The organism is Pseudomonas sp. MWU13-2517, from assembly GCF_023242545.1.
Classification (GTDB): domain Bacteria; phylum Pseudomonadota; class Gammaproteobacteria; order Pseudomonadales; family Pseudomonadaceae; genus Aquipseudomonas.
Map to the genome: position 1 here is coordinate 1 of NZ_JALMFA010000027.1, position 18,447 is coordinate 18,447.

An 18,447-nucleotide genomic window follows, 5' to 3' on the forward strand; every position below is an offset into this window, starting at 1 on the left:
GAAAGGCGCCCTTTGTCGTTATGGGGTTTATTGCAGTCCCGCACCACGCAACCCCGCCAGGATGTCGCGATCCAGCATGCTCACCCACCGGTTGTAGTTGCGATGGATCTTGCCGTCCTTGTAGCCCAGGTCGCGGCTGTCGCGGTAGGTGATGGCGTAGCTGTTGCGCGTGTAGCGGACGTCGATTTCCGCGTGGAACTGGTTACGCACGGTGATCTCGGCCTGCACCAACTGTGGGCTCAGGCGCTGCACCGTCCATTCGCGCTTTTGCAGGGCGTTGACGATTACCTGTTTGACTTGTTCTTCGCTGACCTGGGTGCCGGCTGGCAAGTCGTGCTGGGTGTTGAGGACCGGTTTGCTGGTGCAACCGGCGGTGGTCAGCAGGGCCAGGGTGATCAGGGTGGCGCGTAGCAGGGAGGGCATTCCGTTTTCTCCAATCGATTAAAAAGTCAGGACCAGCGGCGAAAGATCAGCGACGTGTTGACACCGCCAAAGGCAAAGTTGTTGTTCATCACGTAGTCGTGGTGCATCTCGCGAAAGCCACCTTGCAGGTAATCCAGCTCGCCGCATTGCGGGTCGACGGCGTCCAGGTTGAAGGTGTGTACGTACTGGTCGCGGTTCATCATCTCGATGCTGAACCAGGACTCCAGCGCGCCGCAGGCGCCCAGGGTGTGGCCCAGGAAGCTTTTCTGCGAGCTGATAGGCATGCGGCTGCCGAACAGGCTGCTGATGGCCAGGGTCTCGGCGATGTCACCTTGGTCGGTGGCCGTGCCGTGGCCGTTGACGTAGCCGATGGCATTCGGAGTGAGCCCGGCATCTTCCAGGGCCAGTTCCATGGCGCGGCGCATGGTTTTCTGTTCCGGGCGAGTGGTGTGCTGGCCGTCGGCATTGCTGCCGAAGCCGACGATTTCGGCGTGGATGTGCGCCCCTCGCGCCAAGGCGTGCTGCAATTCTTCCAGCACCAGCATGCCGCCGCCTTCGCCGATCACCAGGCCGTCGCGGCCACTGTCATAAGGGCGCGGGCTGGTCTGCGGTGCATCGTTCTTCAGGCTGGTGGCGTAGAGCGCGTCGAACACCATCGCCTCGGTGGGGCACAGTTCTTCGGCGCCGCCGGCGAGCATCAGCGGCAGGCGCCCGAACTTGATCGCTTCATAGGCGTAACCAATACCCTGGCTGCCGCTGGTGCAGGCGCTCGACGTGGGGATCAACCGCCCGGTCAGGCCAAAGAAGATGCTGATATTCGCCGCTGTGGTGTGGGGCATCATGCGCACGTAGGAGTTGGCATTCAGCCCTTCGGCCACAGAGTTGAGCAGCATATTGCCGAATGCCTTGATCTCGTCGGTGCTACCGGTGGAGGAGCCGCAGGCCACGCCCATGCGCCCGTCCTTGATCGACTCGTCGCCGAGCAAACCGGCGTCCTTCAATGCCTGTTCGGCTGCCCACACCGCCAGGCGCGAGACGCGGCCCATGCTGCGCAATTGCTTGCGCGTCCAGTGGGCGGGCACGACGAAATCGTCAATCGGCCCGGCCAGGCGCGTATTCAATTCGCTGAAGCGGTCCCACTCATCCATGCGCCGGATGCCGCTGCGGTTGGCGCGGAAGTTGGCCGAAATAGTGTCCCAATCGCTACCCAGGGAGGTCATGCCGGCCATGCCGGTAACGACGACGCGCTTCATCAGCACAGGCCTCCATTTACCGCCAGCACCTGGCGAGTGATGTAGCCGGCTTCGGCCGACATCAGGAAATTCACCGCACCGGCGACTTCTTCCGGGGTACCCATGCGCTGCGCAGGGATCATCTTCATCAGCTCTTCAACCGGCACGTTTTCATCGAGCATCGCGGTGTCGATCAGGCCGGGAGCTACACAGTTGACGGTGATCTTGCGCTTGCCCAGCTCGATGGCCAGCGCCTTGGCTGCGCCGATCAGGCCGGCTTTGGAGGCGCTGTAGTTGACCTGGCCACGGTTACCGATGAGCCCCGATACCGAAGTGATACACACGATACGCCCGGCCGCACGACGGCGGATCATCGGCATCATCACCGGATGCAGTACGTTGTAGAACCCGTCGAGGTTGGTGCGCATCACTACGTCCCAATCGTCTTCGGACAAGGCCGGGAACGCCCCGTCGCGTGTCACGCCGGCGTTGAGTACCACGCCGTAATAGGCACCATGCCGCTCCACGTCGGCTTCCAGGATTTGCTTGCAAAGCGCGCGGTCCGCCACATCGAACTGCAGCACCCGCGCCTTGCGGCCCAGCGCTTCGATTTCGACCTGCACCGCATCGGCTTCGGCACGCCCGCTGCGGCAATGCAGCACAATGTCATGCCCGGCCTGGGCCAGGCGCAAGGCAATGGCGCGGCCGATGCCACGGCTGGAGCCGGTGACCAGTACGGATTCAGTCATGGCGTTTCGTCCTTAGATTCATCTAAATAGTTGGCCGCCTGGGGCGGTCGAAATACATTCAAGCGGGCACTGGCCTGGATACCGTCGCCGGTCAGGTGGCATTCGAATACCCCCATGCCGTTATCGTCTTCCAGTGAACGCAGGCCATGGATGCGCAGCTCGGCGCCTGCCGGAAAGTGCTCCACGTTGCACTCGAACTTACGTGTGCCCAACAGGAAGCCCAGCTCCACGGCTTCGCCCTTCTGGCGCGCGCGGCAACCGGCATAGGCGGCGACGCTCTGTGCCATCAGCTCAATACCGACCCAGGCCGGCAGGCTGCCGTCCGGGCGACTGAACAAGCCATCGGGCTTGACGCTGACGCGGGTGTGAATCTGCTCTTCATCGAACGACAGCACCTGGTCGATCAGGATCATGTCGCCCGCATGGGGCAGCAGTTCGGCGAGTGGCCAATCGATCATGGGGCCTCTGCGATTATCAAGCTGATGTTATTGCCGCCGAAGGCAAACGAGTTGCTCATCAGGCAGCGCTTTTTCAAAGTGTCGCCCGCTTTGGCCCATTGCAAGGCCGGCAATGCAGGGTCGGCCTGGCCGTCCCACACATGCGGTGGCACGGCATCGTGGGTCAGGCTCAGCCAACAGAACGCGGCTTCCAATGCACCGGCTGCACCGAGGGTGTGGCCGCTCATGGGTTTGGTCGACGAACAGGCCACGCCTTGGGGAAACAGGCTGGCCACGGCCAGGCTTTCCATGGCGTCATTGTGTTGGGTGGCAGTGCCATGCAGGTTCAGGTAGCCGATCTGTTCAGGCGCCAGTTTCGCACTGGCCAGGGCTTTGCGCATGGCTTGCAGCGCACCTTTGCCGGAGGGCTCGGGCGCAGAAATATGGTGGGCGTCACAGCTGGCGCCGCTGCCAATCAACGCGATGGGCGCCGGCGTGCGACTCATCAGAAACAGCACCGCCGCTTCGCCGATATTGATGCCATTACGGTTGCGCGAAAACGGATTGCAACGTTCGCTCGACACTGCTTCCAGCGCGGTGAAACCGTTGAGCGTCAGCTTGCACAAGCTGTCTACGCCGCCGCAGATCACCGCATCGCACACGCCCAGATCGAGCAGCCGCTGGGCACTCGCCAACGCACGGGCACTGGAGGTGCAGGCGGTGGAAATCACATAGGCCGGGCCGCTGAGCTGCAACCAGTCGGCGAGGAAGTTCGCCGGCGCGCTGAGTTCCTGCTGCTGGTAGTCATAATCGCCGGGGAATTGCCGATTGCTCAGGTAATGCGCGATGCCGCGGCTGGCCTCGTCGATGCCCGAAGTGCTGGTGCCCAACACAATACCCACGCGTGACGCGCCGTAGGTGTGGATCGCCTGGCGAATCTCTTTTTCAATTTGCAGCGCCGCTTCCAGCAGCAGTTGGTTATTGCGGCTGCTCTGCGCGCTCAGCGCTGCAGGCATGCGCGCCAACTCACCCTGTACACCGGCCACCGGCAGCACGCGATCCGGCACCCAGCCGCTCTCGGCGCGCATGCCCGAGCAGTCGCCGGCAAACAGGCTGCGGCTGACTTCGGCCTGGCCACGCCCCAGCGCACAGATGACGCCGAGTGCATTCAGATAGGCCGTCATCGACCCACTCCAAGCGGCGTGATGCGATAACTCAACGGCTGCCCGCTCATATTCACACTGAACACCTCGGAAGACTGATACACGATCTGCCAATGCCCCGGCAGCGTGCGTGTCAGGTCCATCGCTTGGGCGCCTGGGTATAACGCGGGCACGTCGTCGGCCGAAGTCAGGGCAAACAGCAGCGCAGCGAACAGTTCCCGCGCCTGAGGGTTGGGCGGCAGCAGACCATCGGCTTGCCATTGGCCATTGACCAGCTTTTGCCGGGCCTGGGGAATGCCCAGCGGGTCCATCAACGACCAGCGAATCGCGCCGCCTTCACGCTGGATCACCAGCAGCCAATCCTGGGTCTGGCCGTCCGCGCGGCGTTGTGCATGCAGTTGCATCGGCAGGCTCAGCGCCGGGGTTTTCGTGGGCAGCGGCGGCTGGCTGGCGCAGGCGCCCAGCAGCAACAGGCAACCGATCAGCAACAGGCGGATCATGGGGCGGCACTCGCTAAGGGTTTACGCGCGACGCAGTTGACCAGGGTTTCCTCGCGCTGGCCCACAGGCGGCGGATTGCGCAGGCCCCAGCGCTCGAGCAAGCCGAAATCGCTGGCGCGACTCCACCATAAATACGGGTACGAGACGTTCTGCGGACCAAATTCAAAGCCCTGCTCGCGGAGCATCTCCAGGTATTCTTCGGCGCTCTTCTGCACGTGCATCGGGTGGCGGAAAAGCCAGCGGATCACCCAGGTATCGATATAGGCTTCGGTGGACTCGGCAAACAGCAAATAGCCTCCGGGCTTGAGTACCCGATAGAACTCTTTGAGTGCGCGATGTTGTTCGACCAGATGATGGAAGGTCTGGTGGCAGAACAGGATGTCGACGCTTTCGTCCGGCACCTGCAAGGTCGCGCAGTCGCTGCCGATCAGTTCCACTGCCATGCCCTGGCGTGCGGCTTCGGCCTGGCTCAGTGCCAGGCTGTGGGGGTCGGCGTCCAGGCCGATCAAGCGCTCAGGCGCAAACACCTGCTGCAAATAGCGAAACGACCTACCCTGGCCGCAACCCGCGTCCAGCAACACCGGCGCCACCGGCAATGGTTCGCTGAACAAGCTGCGCAGGTCGTTGATCGCCACGCGCAACACATGGTGCTGCCAGGTGTGGCTGCGCAGGAACCAGAAACCGAACCGGGTTTCTTCGACGTAGTTCTTACTCAGGTACTGGGTGGTCATACCGTTTCACTCGCACAAATTTCCGACAACATCCGCAATCGCCGCTTGGGTTCGCTGACAAACGGGTTACGTTCATCCCAGGCATAACCGGCGAGGATCGCGCTGATCATCCGGCGGATCTCGGGTGAACTGCCCGGATGGAAGATCACGTCCTGGAACGTCCCCGCATACCAGCCTTCGACGTAGCAACGGAAGGTATCGACACCGCGTTTCAGCGGCTCGGCAAACTCGGTTTGCCAGTCCACGCTTTCGCCCTGCAGTTGGCGATGCAGCACGCCGGCCGCCATGCTCGCCGAACGCATGGCAATGGTCACGCCCGAGGAGAACACCGGGTCGAGGAACTCCGCCGCGTTGCCCAACAGCGCAAAGCCCGGTCCGTGCAGGGTTTTGACGTTGGCCGCATAACCGCCGATGGTGCGCGCCGGCGTGTCCCAGACGGCGTTTTGCAGTACCGCGCTCAGGCTCGGGGTGTCGTCGATGAAGCTGCGCAGGCAAGCGTCTAGGTCGCTGTCGCGGCCGTCAAAATGTTCTTTGGCCGCCACTACACCCACCGAACAACGTCCGTCGCTGAATGGGATGGTCCAGAACCAGATGTCGCGCTTCGTCGGGTGGGAGGTCACGAGGATTTTGCTGCGGTCGAAACCCGGGTGCGTGATACGGTCTTCGACGTGAGTGAATACCGCCTGGCGCAACGGGAAATTCGAGGGTGCCTCCAGCGCCAGCAAACGCGGCAACACCCGACCATAACCGCTGGCATCCAGCACGAACTTGGCCTTGATGTGGTACTCGCTGCCGTTCTCCCGGCGGATATGCAGGTAGCGGCACTCGCCGCTCAAGTCCACACCCGCGACGGTTTCGCCGTAGCGGATGTCCACGCCTTGCAGTGCGGCCTGATCGGCCAGCAACTTGTCGAACTCGCCGCGCTGCACCTGGAAGGTGGTCGGCTTGCCGTTGCTGAACGTGTCGCCGAAGTCAAACGCGCTATAGCGCTCGCCCCAGGCGAACGCCGCACCGGTTTTCACCTGGAAACCCGCCGCTTGCACGGCATCGAGCATGCCGGCTTCTTCGATAAAGTCGATGCAGTGGGACAACAGGCTTTCGCCAATGGAGAACCGCGGGAAATGCTGGCGCTCGATGATCAATACATCATGCCCGTTGCGTTTTAACAGCGCGGCAGCGATAGCCCCGGATGGCCCTGCACCGATCACCACCACCTGGCGACGTTCCATTTCAACTATTGGCACGAGAGCTCCTTGCCACTTTGGCGATCACGGTATTCATGAGGCATGTCTCTGTTGCCCGGCCCAGGGCGCCAGCATAAAACTGAACGCCAGGCCCAGGCTGACCGACAGGCCGAAATTGCTCACAGCCGGTGTACTCGACACCGCCAGCAGGCCGAACGACAACCAGGTCGTCAGTGCTGCCAGCAGCGTCCCCAGAAGGCTCACGGCCGCGCCGCCGATCTGCTCGCGCATGAGGATGGCGTAATCGACGCTGATGGCTGTGACCAGCAGCAGGCCGAACAGGCTGAACAAGGTCAACGGCTGGCCCAGCCAACCGAGGCTGGCGAGGCTGCACAGGGCCGCCAGCAACGGCAGAGCGACGATGCGCAAGGCGCCGCCGAAACCGAACGGCAAGATCAGCAGCAACACGATCAGCACACACGACATCAGCTTCAATTCCGCGGCGCTGACCTGCGTGTCGGCGAACACCCGGTTCAAGTCACCCAGGCGGTCCACCAACTGCACACCGGGCAAATCCAGTGCCTGTACGCGCAGCAACGCCGGGTTGTTCAAGCCTTGCAGGCTGACCATCGCCGCCACGCCGCCGTCCACCTGGCCCAGCCACAGCGTGCGCCAGGGTTCGGCCAGCGGGCCTTTCAGCGCGGCGTCGATGTCTTCGGTTGGTAACGCCTGCAACTGCGCGACTTCAGCCTGCAGGGCGCTCGCCGGTATTGCGAGGTCCAGCAGCGGTTGCCAGTGCTGTGCCAGGTTGTTCAATCCGTCACGCAGCTGTTGCTGTTCGGCGGGCAGGCTGACCAGTTGATTGAGCGCCAGGTAACCCTGCAGCTTGTTCATGTTCACCAGTTGGTCCAGGCGCTGGCCCAGTGCGGCCTGGCGTTCGAGCAACTGCTGCTGGTTCTCCGCCCGCACCAGGAAGAACTGGCTGGTCGGCTGAAAACCGGTGATGCGCGCCACGGCCTGGGCTTCCTGCAGCAATTGCGGCGGTGCGCCGATCCACTGGCGGATATCGTTCTTGGTGTTCAGGTGCCATAGGCCGCCTGCGCAAAACAGCAACAGCAATGCCAGCAGCACCGGGCTCGGCACGCGCTTGAGCAGCGCCGTACGCACTTGCCACAACCCCTCAGCAATACGCAGCGGCCACTGCGCGGGGCGCAGTTCCACACCCTTGAGCAGCGCCGGCAGCAGGCACACGGCCGACAGATACGCGCCCACCAGCCCAGCGGCGGAGAACACCGCGATTTGCGTCAGGGCAGGGAACGGCGTCCAGGCCAGCGCCAGGTAGCCGATGCAACTGGTGGCCAGGCTCAGGCTCAGCCCGGGCAGGGTGATGCGTAACGCCGGCCAACTGCGCCACGGGCTCATGCTCCAGCTTTTCGACAGGTAGTGCAGGGGGTAATCCACTGCCACACCAATCAGGCTGGAGCCCAGTACCAACGTCATCACATGCATATGGCCGAACAGCGCCACACAGGCCACCGCGCCAAACAGCATGCCTGCCAGCACCGGGACAAACGCCAGCAGCACGCGCCAACGGCGGAACGCCAGCAACAGCAACAACAGGATGCCGAGGGTGGCGCCGCCGCCGACCCAGGTGATTTCCCGCGTGGCTTGTTGCTGCCCATTGGCCGCATACAGCAGGCCGCTGGCGGCGAGCAGTTGCGCGCCGTGTTCGCCGGCCTGTGTACGGCTGGCCTTGAGCAGGTCCGCCACTTGCAGCGGTAGTTTCATATCGAAGGCATTGCCGGTGGTACGCGCCCGCAGCAACACCCAGCTTTTACCGTCGGCATCGGCGATCAGCGCACCGCTGCCGATATCCAGCTGCACCGAACCGTGTTGCGGCTGGCTGCTCTGGATGCGCCCGGTCAGGCCCAGCCAGTCATCCTGGCTCGGCACCAGGCTGAACCCGGTGAAAGGGTCGAACAACGCTTGCACGCGCTGTTGGATAAACGCGTCGGGATGTTCGATCAGTTGTTCGCGGTCCTTGGCCGAGAGCATTGCCAGCCGCCCGCGCAGTAACTGTTCGCGCAGTGCCGGCAAGTCGGCTTGCAGGTTCCACTGCACCTTTTCAAACAGGCCGCTGGCCTGCCAGCGCTCGCCCAGTTGCTGCGCCACGCTTACCGCTTGCTGGCGGTCGGTGTGCCCCACCAGCACCAGCATCTCGCGGTTCAACGGTTCCTGCATGCGCTGCTCGGCTTGCAGTTCCAGGGCATCCGGCGTGTTGCCCGGCACCAACTCCATCAGGTTGGCCGACAGTGGCGCACCCTGGCGCCACTGCCAGCCGGCCACGGCCAGTACGGCCACCAGCAGGATCAGGAACAGGCGTGGCAGCAGGCGCTCACTGGGCAAAGTCGTGTTGCTCCGCGTCAGTCAGGGGCCGGTTTGCCGTGCTGTCCTGCATGCGCAGCACGGTGCTGTCGCCCTGGGTTTCGAGCAATTGAATGGTTTGCACCAATTCGCCGCCGTCGATATTGATCTGTGTGAACACCTGCTTGAGCAGTAACGAGCGTGGAACCAGCGTCAGCTTCCACTGGTTGGCTTCGCCTTGCAGTTGCAGCTCAAAGTCGCGCTGCAAACCACTGCTGTCGCCCTGGAGCACCGCGAGAAACAAGCGGTTCTGTTCGGCACCGGCGCTCTTGTTCGGCAGCAGTTGCCAGCCGCCGGCGTCGCGCCGGGCGATGCCCTGGGCGCTGATGCGGTAGTCCTGTTGCAACGGAGTTTTGAGCAGCCACAGCAGGCCGTGGTCTTTGGCCAGCACGAAAGTGCCTTTGCTGACCAAGGGCTGGGGCAGGGCGCGCAGGTGTTTTTCCTGGATGAAGTTGCCGTGGATCACCGACGGTTTTGCCAACTGCTCGCTTAGCTGCTGCAGGTCAAAAGCATGAGCACTCAGACTTAGCAGCAACCCAACCCCTGTAGGAGCGAGCTTGCTCGCGAAAAACCTGAGGGCGCGGCGCAGTATCAGGCAGCCCGCATTCACGTTGACGATTTTCGCCGGCAAGCCGGCTCCTGCAGGGGATCTCATTGCAGTGCCCTTTCGACGGCGTCGGTGAAGACTTTGGGCGAGGCCAATTGCATCTCGCGGCTGGCGATTTCCACCGCCACCTGCACGGTGCTGGCGCGAGTCAGGCGCTCGCCGCTGGCCAGGTCGGTAATCAGGTAGTTGACCTTCAAGCGGTTCTCCCATTCCACGAGGCTGGCGCGCACATTGATGGTCTGGCCAAAGGTAGCGCCGCGTACGTAGCGCAGTTGCATGTCGATCACCGGCCAGGCGTAGCCCGAGGCCTGCATCTGCGTGTAGTTGTGGCCAAGCTTGTCCAGCAACGCACAGCGCGCCACTTCCAGGTACTTCACGTAATGCCCGTGCCACACCACGTGCATGGTGTCGATGTCGAAAAACGGCACGAGGATTTCAGTGTCGCAATGCAATACGCCCGGGCTACGCATGCAACCTCCAGTGTTGCTCGGCGATACGCTTGAGGCACAGGCGCAGTTCGCCTTCCAGGGCACGGTCCTCGATGACCGGCGGGAAGTCTTTGGCCAGTTCCTCGTGCATGGCGGCCAGGGCCGGTGGCAGCGGTCGTGCATCCTCGGCCTGGGCGCGCAGCCACACCCCCTGGTTGGCGGCGAGCAAGGTGGCGGCAGCCACTTGTTCGGTCAGTTCCAGCACGCGGATCGCATCGCGGGCGGCGATGGTGCCCATGCTCACTTTGTCCTGGTTGTGGCACTCGGTGGAGCGCGAGAACACGCTGGCCGGCATGGTGTTTTTCAGCGCTTCGGCGGTCCAGGCGCTCGTGCCGATCTGCACGGCCTTGAACCCGTGGTTGATCATGGCGCGGTCCGCCGGCGCGCCGGACAGGTTGCTCGGCAGGCCATGGTTGTAACGCACGTCCACCAGCAGCGCGAGCTGGCGGTCGAGCAGGTCGGCGACGTTGGCCACCAGGGTCTTGAGGCTGTCCATGGCGAAGGCGATATGCCCTCCGTAGAAGTGCCCGCCGTGCAGGACACGCTCTTCTTCAGCGTCGATGATCGGGTTGTCGTTGGCGCTGTTCAACTCGGTCTCGATAAACGAGCGCAGCCAGTTCAGGCTGTCGGCCAGCACGCCGAGTACGTGGGGGGCGCAACGCAGCGAATAGCGGTCTTGCAGGCGATGCAGCGGCGCGGTCGGCGCATCGATTGCCAGGTCCTTGCGCAGCCAGGCGGCGACTTGCATTTGCCCTGGATGCGGTTTGGCGGCGAACAGACGCTCGTCGAAGTGCTCCGGGTTGCCCTGCAGCGCCACCACGTTCAGCGCGGTGATGCGCGTGGCCAATTGCAGCAGGTAGTCGGCGCGGGCGAAGGCCAGGCAGGCCAGGCCGGTCATCACGGCGGTGCCGTTCATCAGCGCCAGGGCTTCCTTGGGGCGCAATACCAGCGGCTGCCAACCCAGTTCGCGGTGCACGTCGGCGGCCTGGCGGCGTTCGCCACGGAACATCACCTCGCGTTCGCCGGACAAGGTCGCCGCCACGTAAGACAACGGCGTCAGATCGCCGCTGGCGCCCACCGAGCCTTCCTCCGGGATCAGCGGCAGCACGTCGTGTTCGAGAAATGCGTGCAGGCGCTCCAGCAGTTCGACACGCACGCCGGAAACCCCGTGGCAGAGTGACTGCAAACGTGCGGCCAGCACGGCGCGGGTAGCCTGTGCGTCGAGCAACTTGCCCAGCCCGCAGCCGTGGAAGGTGTACAGGTGACGGGGCAGGGCTTCGACGTGTTGCAGCGGTACCGCCACCACGCACGAGTCGCCGTAGCCGGTGGTCACGCCGTAGATCACGCCTTCCTTGTCCAGCAGTGAGTCGAGGAACTGTGCGCCCTTGGCGATACGCTGGCGATACGCGGCGTCGTTCTGCAACTGCGTGGGCGCCTGGCGGTTGGCCAGGGCCAGCACGTCTTCAATGCGCAAGGCGCGTTCGCCAAAGGTTACCGGCTCAAGATGCGTCGTCATCGGTCTTCCAGAAAGGGTAAAAGTTGAACCATTGTCGGGGCGCTTGCAGGCAGAACTGGCCCAGGCGTTCGGCGTAGCGCGCGGTCCATTGGGTAATGACCTGCTCGCGGGTGCTGCGCTTCCATTCGATCAATTGCGTGAAAGGCTCGATCGTCAGACGATAGCGGCCGTCGTGCTTGAGGCACATCAGCAGGTTGACCGGGCATTTGAGCAGGCCGGCCAGCAGCCATGGGCCTTGCGGGAAGGCCGCAGCATGCCCAAGGAAATCCACAAGCACCTTGCGCCCGCCGTGCAACGGCACACGGTCGCCGGCAATGGCCAGCCACTCGCCCTCGTCCAGGCGCTGGCTGAGCAGCAGCATGGTGGCCGGGTCCAGTTCGCTGACCTGGATCAGGCGCAGATGGGTTGCCCCGGCTTCGCCCAGCAGGCGGTTGAAACGCTCGGCGTGCTTGGTGTGCACCAGCACGTTCATGGTCACCTGTTCGCCGATCTCCGCCAGGGCGCGGCAGACTTCCAGGTTGCCCAGGTGCGCGCCCACCAGCATCTGCCCGCGCTCGCCGCGCAGTTGCCCACGCAATTGCGCCGGGTCGTTGATTTCGATCTGTTCGATGCGCAGCTTGCCGTTCCACACGTCGAGCTTGTCGAGCAAGGAATCGGCGAAGGCCATGAACTGGCCGAATACACTTTTATGGGTGGGCCGCAATGCATCACGGCCGCTCCAGTGCGCCAGGCGCTGCTGGTATTCCCAGGCACTCCGGCGTGCCGTGCGGCCGAACAGGAAGAAGTACAACACGATGCCGTACAGCAGCGGGCTCAGCAAGCGACGTCCCAGTACCCTGGCGGCGACGGCGGTGAGTTTCATCAGCCAGAAACTGCCGCGCTCCTCGCGGTCGGCCCAATGTTTATTGCTGTCGCTCATGCCTGCCACCGCCGCCACAGGATTATCGGCATACGTACCAACATGCCGAAGAACAGCCGGGTGTGCATGGCTGAGATGCGCACGTTGTCGCGAAACAGGCGGAAGTGCGACAGGCCGTCGGTGGGGTAATGCACTTTTGTCGGCAGCCAGCGCATCGGTTGGTTGCGCCAGGCCAGGCGCACCAGGATGTCCGAGTCGAAATCCATGCGCGTGCCGATGTAGGCCGAGTCCATCAGGGCCAGCGTGGGCGCCAGCGGGTAAACGCGAAAGCCGCACATCGAGTCGCGGATCTGCAGCGACAGGGTGTTGATCCACACCCATACGTGAGTCAGGTAACGCGCGTACAGGCGGCCCTTGGGCACGCTCTCGTCGTATTCGGGGTAGCCGCAGATGACCGCCGTCGGATGGGCCCGCGAAGCGTCGAGGAAGGCCTGGACGTCACGCAGGTCGTGCTGGCCGTCGGCGTCCACCTGCAGGGCGTGGCTGAAGCCCAGGCGTGCAGCCTCGCGGAAACCGGCCATCACCGCACCGCCTTTGCCCTGGTTGCTCGGCAAGGTCAGCAGGGTGACATGCTCAAGCATCGCCAATTGCGCCAACACTGCCGCGCAGGCCGGGCTACTGCCGTCATCCACCAGCAGGCACGGCAGGCCGCTGTCCAGAAGGCTGCGGACCACGGCCGGCACGGCGGCTTCGTGGTTGTAGACCGGGATCAGGGCGCAAGGCTTATGCATGGGCGGCGATCAATTGGATGCGGCCGCTGGAGCAGGCCGCGACGCCGTTGCGGTAGGCGAAATACAGCTTGCCGCGCTCCTGGTCGAAGCGCAGGTGCAGTTCGATCTGGTCGCCAGGGCGTACCAGTTGCTGGAACTTGAGCACTTCCATCCCGGCGAACGTCGTTGGCACGTCCATCAACTGCTGGCCCAGGTTGAACGCCCACTCCACCTGCACCACGCCCGGCAGTACGGGTGTGGTGGGGAAGTGGCCGCTGAAGTAGGCGAGGTCCGGGGGCACGCTCAGTTGCAGGGTCCATTCGCCATTGGCTTCGACTTGTTCCAACACGTGCGGCGCTTTTGGCCGTGGGGCGAGCAGCAGGGCCGTGACATCGGCTTGGGGCAGCTTGCCCTGGGCGTTCAGCGGCAACTGGCGCAGCAAGCGCCAACGGCGGGGCAGGGCCAGGGCTTCGGAATGTTGGCTCAAGTGCTGGCGCAGGCTTTGGGTCAGCGTGCGACGGCCCTGATTGCGCAGGGCATGCAGGCCGTCAGCACTGAGTACCACCAGGGCGCCGAGGGACGCACGGTTTTCCTGCACCACGCCCAGGCGGGTTTCAGCAACCCACGGGTGGGCCATCAGCGCCTGTTCCAGCATGGGCAGGGAGATGCGTTTTTCTTCCAGTTTGACGATGCGGTCAAGCCGGCCGAGCAGTTCGAAGCGACCATCGGCATGGATACGCGCAGCGTCGGCGGTCTGTTCGATATGGCCAGCCGGCAAATAGGGCGAGGCAATGCGCAGGGCGCCCTCCGCATCCTGGCTCAGTTGCACGTCGGCAAAGGGCTGCCACGGCTGTGCGCCTTGGCGCCAGGCGATGCCGCCGGTTTCCGAACTGCCGAGGATTTCCGTCGGCCATTGCTGCAAACGATCGTAAAGCTCACCGGCCGCTTCGATGGGCAAGGCACCGCCGGACGAAAATACCCGGGTTACCTGGCGTAACGCCGGCCAATCGAGATTGTCGCCCATGCGCTTGAGCAGCGCCGGGCTTGCCACCCAGGCAAATTGCGGGTGTTCGCGGCTGGCGCGCTGCAAGTCTTCGGGAAAGGGCAGTTGCCGGCGCACGAAGCTGCGCCCGGCGTACAACGGCCACAGCACACGGAACAACAAACCGTAGATGTGTTGGGTGGCGACACTGCCGATGATGCAGGCGTCTTTGAGGTCCTTGCCCCACAGGGTTTCCAGAGCCTCGACTTCGTTGGCCAACTGGCGCAGGGTTTTGTCGATACGCTTGGGCTCACCGCTGGAGCCGGAGGTGCACAGGCTCAGTTGGCAGGTGTCCAGCTCCAGTTCGGCAGGGCTCAATGGCGTCTGGTACAGCGCGTCGAGATCGGTTGCCGCAACCAGCCAGGCGTCCACTGAGTCGTCCCAGCGTTGGCGGGTCTGGGGTTGCAGGTCGGCAGGCAGCAGCACGCTGACCCCGGCGCGCCAGGCGCCCAACAGGGCAATCGCCAGTAAGCCGGCGTCTTCCAGGTGTACGGCCAGGCGCTGGATGCCACGCGCTTGCAGGCCCGCCGCCAGGCTCAAAGATTGCGCCCACAACTGGGCATGATTCATCAGCGGCTCGGTGGTGACCAAGCGCTGTTCCAGCGGCTCAAGCAGCAAGTGCTCAAGTTTCAAACCTTTCATACGCGGCCTCGAACCCTTTGTCGTATCAGCCATTCCACGGCAAACAGCAGCCCCATCAGCCCGTAGGCGATCAAGCCGTTGTACAACGTCCACCAGCTCAGCGGCGCCCACAGCGTGAGGGCTGCGGCCAGCAGGCCATTACACAGAAAAAACACACTCCATACCACGGTGACCTTGCGCGTATAGACCACCGCTTTGGGCGGCAATTGAGGGTCTGTCATGCGCGCCAGGCGCTCGACCACCGGCGGCCCATACTTCAGGCTCAGGCCGAACAGCGTCAGCATGAATGCGCTGACCAGGCTAGGGTACCAGCGCAGCCACTGCGGGTTGTCGAACCAGGCCAGCAACAGGCAAAACACAATCACCGCCACGGCCATCCAGCGACTGCCAGGACGCCGTGCCGCGGTGAGTGCACGCAACAGCCACAGGCTACCGAGCAACAAGCCGAACTGCCAGGGCGCAAAGTGCTCGGTGCCGTAATACACCGCAAAGGGGTACACCAACCCTGCCAGCAACAGGCCAAGGCCGATCAACCGGCTCATGCGGCAGGCGTGACCAGACGGTACACCGCCTCTACCACGTCGTTTACGGTACGCACCGCCTTGAACTCTTCGGCGGCGATCTTCTTGCCGGTCTGGCGTTTGATATGGTCGATGAGGTCTACGGCATCGATGCTGTCGATCTCCAGGTCCTGATATAGGTTGGCGTCGAGGGTGATGCGTTCCGCAGGCAGTTCAAACAGCTCCACCAAGGCATCGCGCAGGGTGTTGAAAATATCGTCACGAGTTTGCATGGTACGGTCTCAAGCTGCCTGTCTGGCCGTGACGAACGCCGCAAGGCTGGCCACGTTGGTGAAGTGATTGCGGGTGTCCTTGGCGTCGGCATCGATCTTGATGCCATACTTTTTCTGAATCGCCAGGCCCAGTTCCAGGGCGTCGACCGAGTCCAGGCCCAGGCCTTCGCCGAACAGGATTTGTTCGCTGCCGATGTCGTCGGCGCTGATGTCTTCCAGGCCCAGGGCCTCGATGATCATTATTTTTATATCGTGCTCAAGGCGTTGTTGGTCGCTCATCTTCGGCGAGCTCCTTAATGAAATAGTGGTGCAGGTAATCGTTGAGCTTGCGTGAAGCCTGGGGCGCGGGCCCGAGCGCTGCAAACGCTTGTGGTTCTATATCGGCACCCACCCGCAAACTGAAGTGCACGCGGCATTTTGGGATGCGGTACCAGGGTTCGGCCTTGGTCAGGGTGGTCGGGCTGACCTTGATCACCACGGGGGTGATGATTGTCGCACCGCGCAGTGCAATGGCGGCGCCGCCGCGATGAAAGGCGGGCGCCGCGCCGGGCGGGGTACGGGTGCCTTCGGGAAAGATGATCAGGGTTTGACCTTCGCGCAGGGCGTCGGCTGCGGCATCGAGCATTTCGGCGCTGCCATCATTGCTGATATAGCCGGCTTCACGCACAGGCCCACGGGTAAAGGGGTTCTGCCACAGACTCTGCTTGACCACGCAGTTGGCCTGGCGCACCAGGCCGATCAGGAACACCACGTCGATCAGCGAGGGGTGGTTGGCGATGATCATCTGGCCAGGGCGACCAAGGTTTTCGGCGCCTTCGACGCTGTAGGTCAGCACGCCGGCGCGTTGCATCAGGCGGATAAACAGCCAGAACAGCCTGCTGATGGTATGGCGGGCGCGACGCTGATGTGTGTCGGCGCTGCCCGGCAGGCAACCGAGCAAAGGAAACACCAGCAACCGCAGGCACAACCCGCCGACGCCGAACAGCGCGAAGCTGGCGGCGGTGGCGAACAGGCGCCAGTAGTAGGCGTCCCGCGGTTTGCGGGTCAGGGCTTGCGTTGCCAGTTCCATACACGGTTCTTCCAGGCATGTTGGCAGGCGACCTGTTCGGTCAGCAGGGTGCGCAGCAGGTTCAGGGCGTGAGGCCACTGTTGGGTGGTGCTGGGTTGGACAGTGGCGGTGGTTAATTCCAGCTGCCACTCGTCGCCCGGTGTCAGCAAAAGGCCGAGGGCGTAAGGGAATGGTACGTCGTGAATCCAGCTGGCATAGGCTTCGGGCGGCTGTTCTTCGGTGATCACCAGCAGCACGGCCGGTGAACCTTCGTTGAGCAGTGCGGCGGCTTCCAGCAGGCCGTGCTCCAGGCCATCGCCAGCGGCGGCGAGGGCGGTCATTTCGCTGGTTTCATTGCGCAGGATCGACCACAGGCCAATCACCGCGTTATGCACCGACAGGCTGAACTGGGTGGGCGACAACGGCTGGTCGTTGGCCAGGTCGCTGAGGATGTCGAGAGTGCGTGGGGTTTCGCCGTGGCGCGAGATAAAGACCAACGGCAGGTCCCGCAGGCCCTCGGCCAGCGGCCAGCCGACGCTGAACGCCATGCGCGCCAGGCGGCTCAGGCGCCGACGCTGCATGGCCGGGAGGAATGACACGTCGGGGGAGGCTTCACTGACGGGCAGCAACACCGGGGCCTGGCACCATGTGCGCCAGGCATCCGCACTCTCCAGGCCAGGAGCCCAGGCACGCCATTGGGCGATGTTGAAATTGATCACTGAGAAGTTATCCCGCCCCTGCGGGCTTCCATGTGCGGCTGTTGGCCCCGAATACCGGGACAGGAGCAATGGCCGAATGGCGCGCATTATCCCGGTGCCGTGGGGTTCTAGCAAATTTTGGTAAAGAATTGTGCACGGTCGTTTGCAAATCAGTCGGGAAGATTTACAGATTGTCCTTTACTTGGAGGCAAGTTTGATCGTCGGACGCTTCCCTTTGATGTGTATGCGTGGTCCTGGAATCGGCTTGTAATGCACCCGTGCACGGATGAACGAGGTAGCTAACAGGCGCTTTTGCCCTCTACACTCGGGACATTCATTGATACACGGAGGTTTTTCCATGCGGCGCGTGGTGTTCAATCAGAAAGGCGGTGTAGGCAAGTCCAGCATTGCCTGCAACCTGGCGGCGGTCAGCGCCAGCGAAGGCTATCGAACCCTGTTGGTTGACCTCGATGCACAAGCCAACTCAACCCAGTACCTCACCGGTTTGACCGGCGAGGATATCCCCATGGGGATCGCGGATTTTTTCAAGCAAACCCTGTCTTCGGGGCCGTTTTCCAAGAAGAACCAGGTGGATATCTACGAAACCCCGTTCGACAACCTGCACGTCATCACGGCGACCGCCGAGCTGGCCGACCTGCAGCCCAAGCTCGAGGCCAAGCACAAGATCAACAAGCTGCGAAAGCTGCTGGATGAGCTGAGTGAAGATTACGACCGGATCTACCTGGATACACCACCGGCCTTGAATTTTTATGCGGTTTCGGCACTGATTGCCGCTGATCGCGTACTGATCCCCTTCGATTGCGACAGTTTTTCCCGTCAGGCGCTGTACGGGCTGTTGCGTGAAATCGAAGAGTTGAAAGATGACCACAACGAAGGACTGGAAGTGGAAGGCATCGTGGTCAACCAGTTCCAGGCCAGGGCGAGCCTGCCGCAGCAAATGCTCGATGAGTTGATCGCCGAAGGCTTGCCGGTGTTGCCGGTGTACCTGGCCAGTTCCGTGCGCATGCGCGAGTCGCACCAGGAGAGTAAGCCGCTGATCCATCTGGACCCACGGCATAAGCTGACGCTGCAGTTCGTGGAGTTGCATAACCTGCTGGAAAACGCGTGACCTGAAGTGCAG

Annotated in this window: 21 protein-coding genes; 1 reads left to right on the forward strand and 20 read right to left on the reverse strand. The window is 63.0% G+C overall.

Features of this window, described 5'->3' with window-relative positions; genetic code table 11:
• Positions 1-27 precede the first annotated feature (27 nt).
• From M5B97_RS27270 to M5B97_RS27365, 20 genes are read right to left on the reverse strand one after another with little or no spacing between them, the layout of a single operon-like run.
• Positions 28-423, reverse strand: coding sequence for a hypothetical protein (locus M5B97_RS27270; RefSeq protein ID WP_123716201.1), 396 nt, complete (start codon positions 421-423; stop codon positions 28-30).
• A gap of 26 nt (positions 424-449) precedes the next feature.
• Entirely contained in the window at positions 450-1,676 is a 1,227-nt protein-coding gene (locus tag M5B97_RS27275; RefSeq protein WP_248733205.1) for a beta-ketoacyl-ACP synthase, read from the reverse strand.
• The gene (fabG, locus tag M5B97_RS27280; RefSeq protein WP_248733206.1) at positions 1,676-2,404 is read right to left on the reverse strand and encodes a 3-oxoacyl-ACP reductase FabG; all 729 of its coding nucleotides are present in this window, start codon (positions 2,402-2,404) and stop codon (positions 1,676-1,678) included. Before fabG ends, M5B97_RS27275 begins: the two co-directional genes overlap by 1 nt.
• On the reverse strand, positions 2,401-2,862 hold the full coding sequence (locus M5B97_RS27285; protein ID WP_134660458.1) for a hotdog family protein: 462 nt from the start codon (positions 2,860-2,862) through the stop codon (positions 2,401-2,403). The genes fabG and M5B97_RS27285 overlap by 4 nt, the downstream gene beginning before the upstream one ends.
• Complete coding sequence (locus M5B97_RS27290; protein WP_134660459.1) at positions 2,859-4,025, reverse strand: beta-ketoacyl-[acyl-carrier-protein] synthase family protein; 1,167 nt, start codon at positions 4,023-4,025, stop codon at positions 2,859-2,861. The genes M5B97_RS27285 and M5B97_RS27290 overlap by 4 nt, the downstream gene beginning before the upstream one ends.
• Positions 4,022-4,504, reverse strand: a complete 483-nt coding sequence (locus M5B97_RS27295) for a hypothetical protein (RefSeq protein ID WP_248733207.1) — start codon at positions 4,502-4,504, stop codon at positions 4,022-4,024. The genes M5B97_RS27290 and M5B97_RS27295 overlap by 4 nt, the downstream gene beginning before the upstream one ends.
• Positions 4,501-5,235, reverse strand: coding sequence for a class I SAM-dependent methyltransferase (locus M5B97_RS27300; protein ID WP_248733208.1), 735 nt, complete (start codon positions 5,233-5,235; stop codon positions 4,501-4,503). Before M5B97_RS27300 ends, M5B97_RS27295 begins: the two co-directional genes overlap by 4 nt.
• Positions 5,232-6,479: an NAD(P)/FAD-dependent oxidoreductase gene (locus M5B97_RS27305; RefSeq protein WP_134660461.1), complete on the reverse strand. Its 1,248-nt coding sequence runs from the start codon at positions 6,477-6,479 to the stop codon at positions 5,232-5,234. Before M5B97_RS27305 ends, M5B97_RS27300 begins: the two co-directional genes overlap by 4 nt.
• 33 nt (positions 6,480-6,512) lie before the next feature.
• Positions 6,513-8,825, reverse strand: coding sequence for an MMPL family transporter (locus tag M5B97_RS27310; protein WP_248733209.1), 2,313 nt, complete (start codon positions 8,823-8,825; stop codon positions 6,513-6,515).
• A complete protein-coding gene (locus M5B97_RS27315) occupies positions 8,815-9,498 on the reverse strand; it encodes an outer membrane lipoprotein carrier protein LolA (RefSeq protein WP_248733210.1) in 684 nt (227 codons plus the stop codon). Before M5B97_RS27315 ends, M5B97_RS27310 begins: the two co-directional genes overlap by 11 nt.
• On the reverse strand, positions 9,495-9,920 hold the full coding sequence (locus tag M5B97_RS27320) for an acyl-CoA thioesterase (RefSeq protein ID WP_248733211.1): 426 nt from the start codon (positions 9,918-9,920) through the stop codon (positions 9,495-9,497). Before M5B97_RS27320 ends, M5B97_RS27315 begins: the two co-directional genes overlap by 4 nt.
• Positions 9,913-11,454: an aromatic amino acid ammonia-lyase gene (locus M5B97_RS27325; RefSeq protein ID WP_134660465.1), complete on the reverse strand. Its 1,542-nt coding sequence runs from the start codon at positions 11,452-11,454 to the stop codon at positions 9,913-9,915. Before M5B97_RS27325 ends, M5B97_RS27320 begins: the two co-directional genes overlap by 8 nt.
• On the reverse strand, positions 11,438-12,373 hold the full coding sequence (locus M5B97_RS27330; protein ID WP_248733212.1) for a glycosyl transferase: 936 nt from the start codon (positions 12,371-12,373) through the stop codon (positions 11,438-11,440). The genes M5B97_RS27325 and M5B97_RS27330 overlap by 17 nt, the downstream gene beginning before the upstream one ends.
• On the reverse strand, positions 12,370-13,104 hold the full coding sequence (locus tag M5B97_RS27335) for a glycosyltransferase family 2 protein (RefSeq protein WP_248733213.1): 735 nt from the start codon (positions 13,102-13,104) through the stop codon (positions 12,370-12,372). The genes M5B97_RS27330 and M5B97_RS27335 overlap by 4 nt, the downstream gene beginning before the upstream one ends.
• On the reverse strand, positions 13,097-14,767 hold the full coding sequence (locus tag M5B97_RS27340) for an acyl-CoA synthetase family protein (RefSeq protein WP_248733214.1): 1,671 nt from the start codon (positions 14,765-14,767) through the stop codon (positions 13,097-13,099). The genes M5B97_RS27335 and M5B97_RS27340 overlap by 8 nt, the downstream gene beginning before the upstream one ends.
• Positions 14,764-15,309, reverse strand: a complete 546-nt coding sequence (locus tag M5B97_RS27345) for a hypothetical protein (protein WP_123716186.1) — start codon at positions 15,307-15,309, stop codon at positions 14,764-14,766. Before M5B97_RS27345 ends, M5B97_RS27340 begins: the two co-directional genes overlap by 4 nt.
• Positions 15,306-15,560, reverse strand: coding sequence for an acyl carrier protein (locus M5B97_RS27350; RefSeq protein WP_123716185.1), 255 nt, complete (start codon positions 15,558-15,560; stop codon positions 15,306-15,308). Before M5B97_RS27350 ends, M5B97_RS27345 begins: the two co-directional genes overlap by 4 nt.
• Before the next feature lie 9 nt (positions 15,561-15,569).
• Positions 15,570-15,839, reverse strand: a complete 270-nt coding sequence (locus M5B97_RS27355; protein ID WP_123716184.1) for a phosphopantetheine-binding protein — start codon at positions 15,837-15,839, stop codon at positions 15,570-15,572.
• On the reverse strand, positions 15,817-16,629 hold the full coding sequence (locus tag M5B97_RS27360) for a lysophospholipid acyltransferase family protein (RefSeq protein WP_248733215.1): 813 nt from the start codon (positions 16,627-16,629) through the stop codon (positions 15,817-15,819). The genes M5B97_RS27355 and M5B97_RS27360 overlap by 23 nt, the downstream gene beginning before the upstream one ends.
• Positions 16,605-17,327: a beta-ketoacyl synthase chain length factor gene (locus M5B97_RS27365; RefSeq protein ID WP_248733216.1), complete on the reverse strand. Its 723-nt coding sequence runs from the start codon at positions 17,325-17,327 to the stop codon at positions 16,605-16,607. Before M5B97_RS27365 ends, M5B97_RS27360 begins: the two co-directional genes overlap by 25 nt.
• A 337-nt stretch (positions 17,328-17,664) precedes the next feature.
• Between M5B97_RS27365 and M5B97_RS27370 the strand changes: the two genes are divergently transcribed.
• Positions 17,665-18,435 (forward strand): ParA family protein, encoded by a 771-nt coding sequence (locus M5B97_RS27370; protein WP_123716183.1) that lies wholly within the window; start codon positions 17,665-17,667, stop codon positions 18,433-18,435.
• The last annotated feature ends 12 nt before the right edge of the window (positions 18,436-18,447 follow it).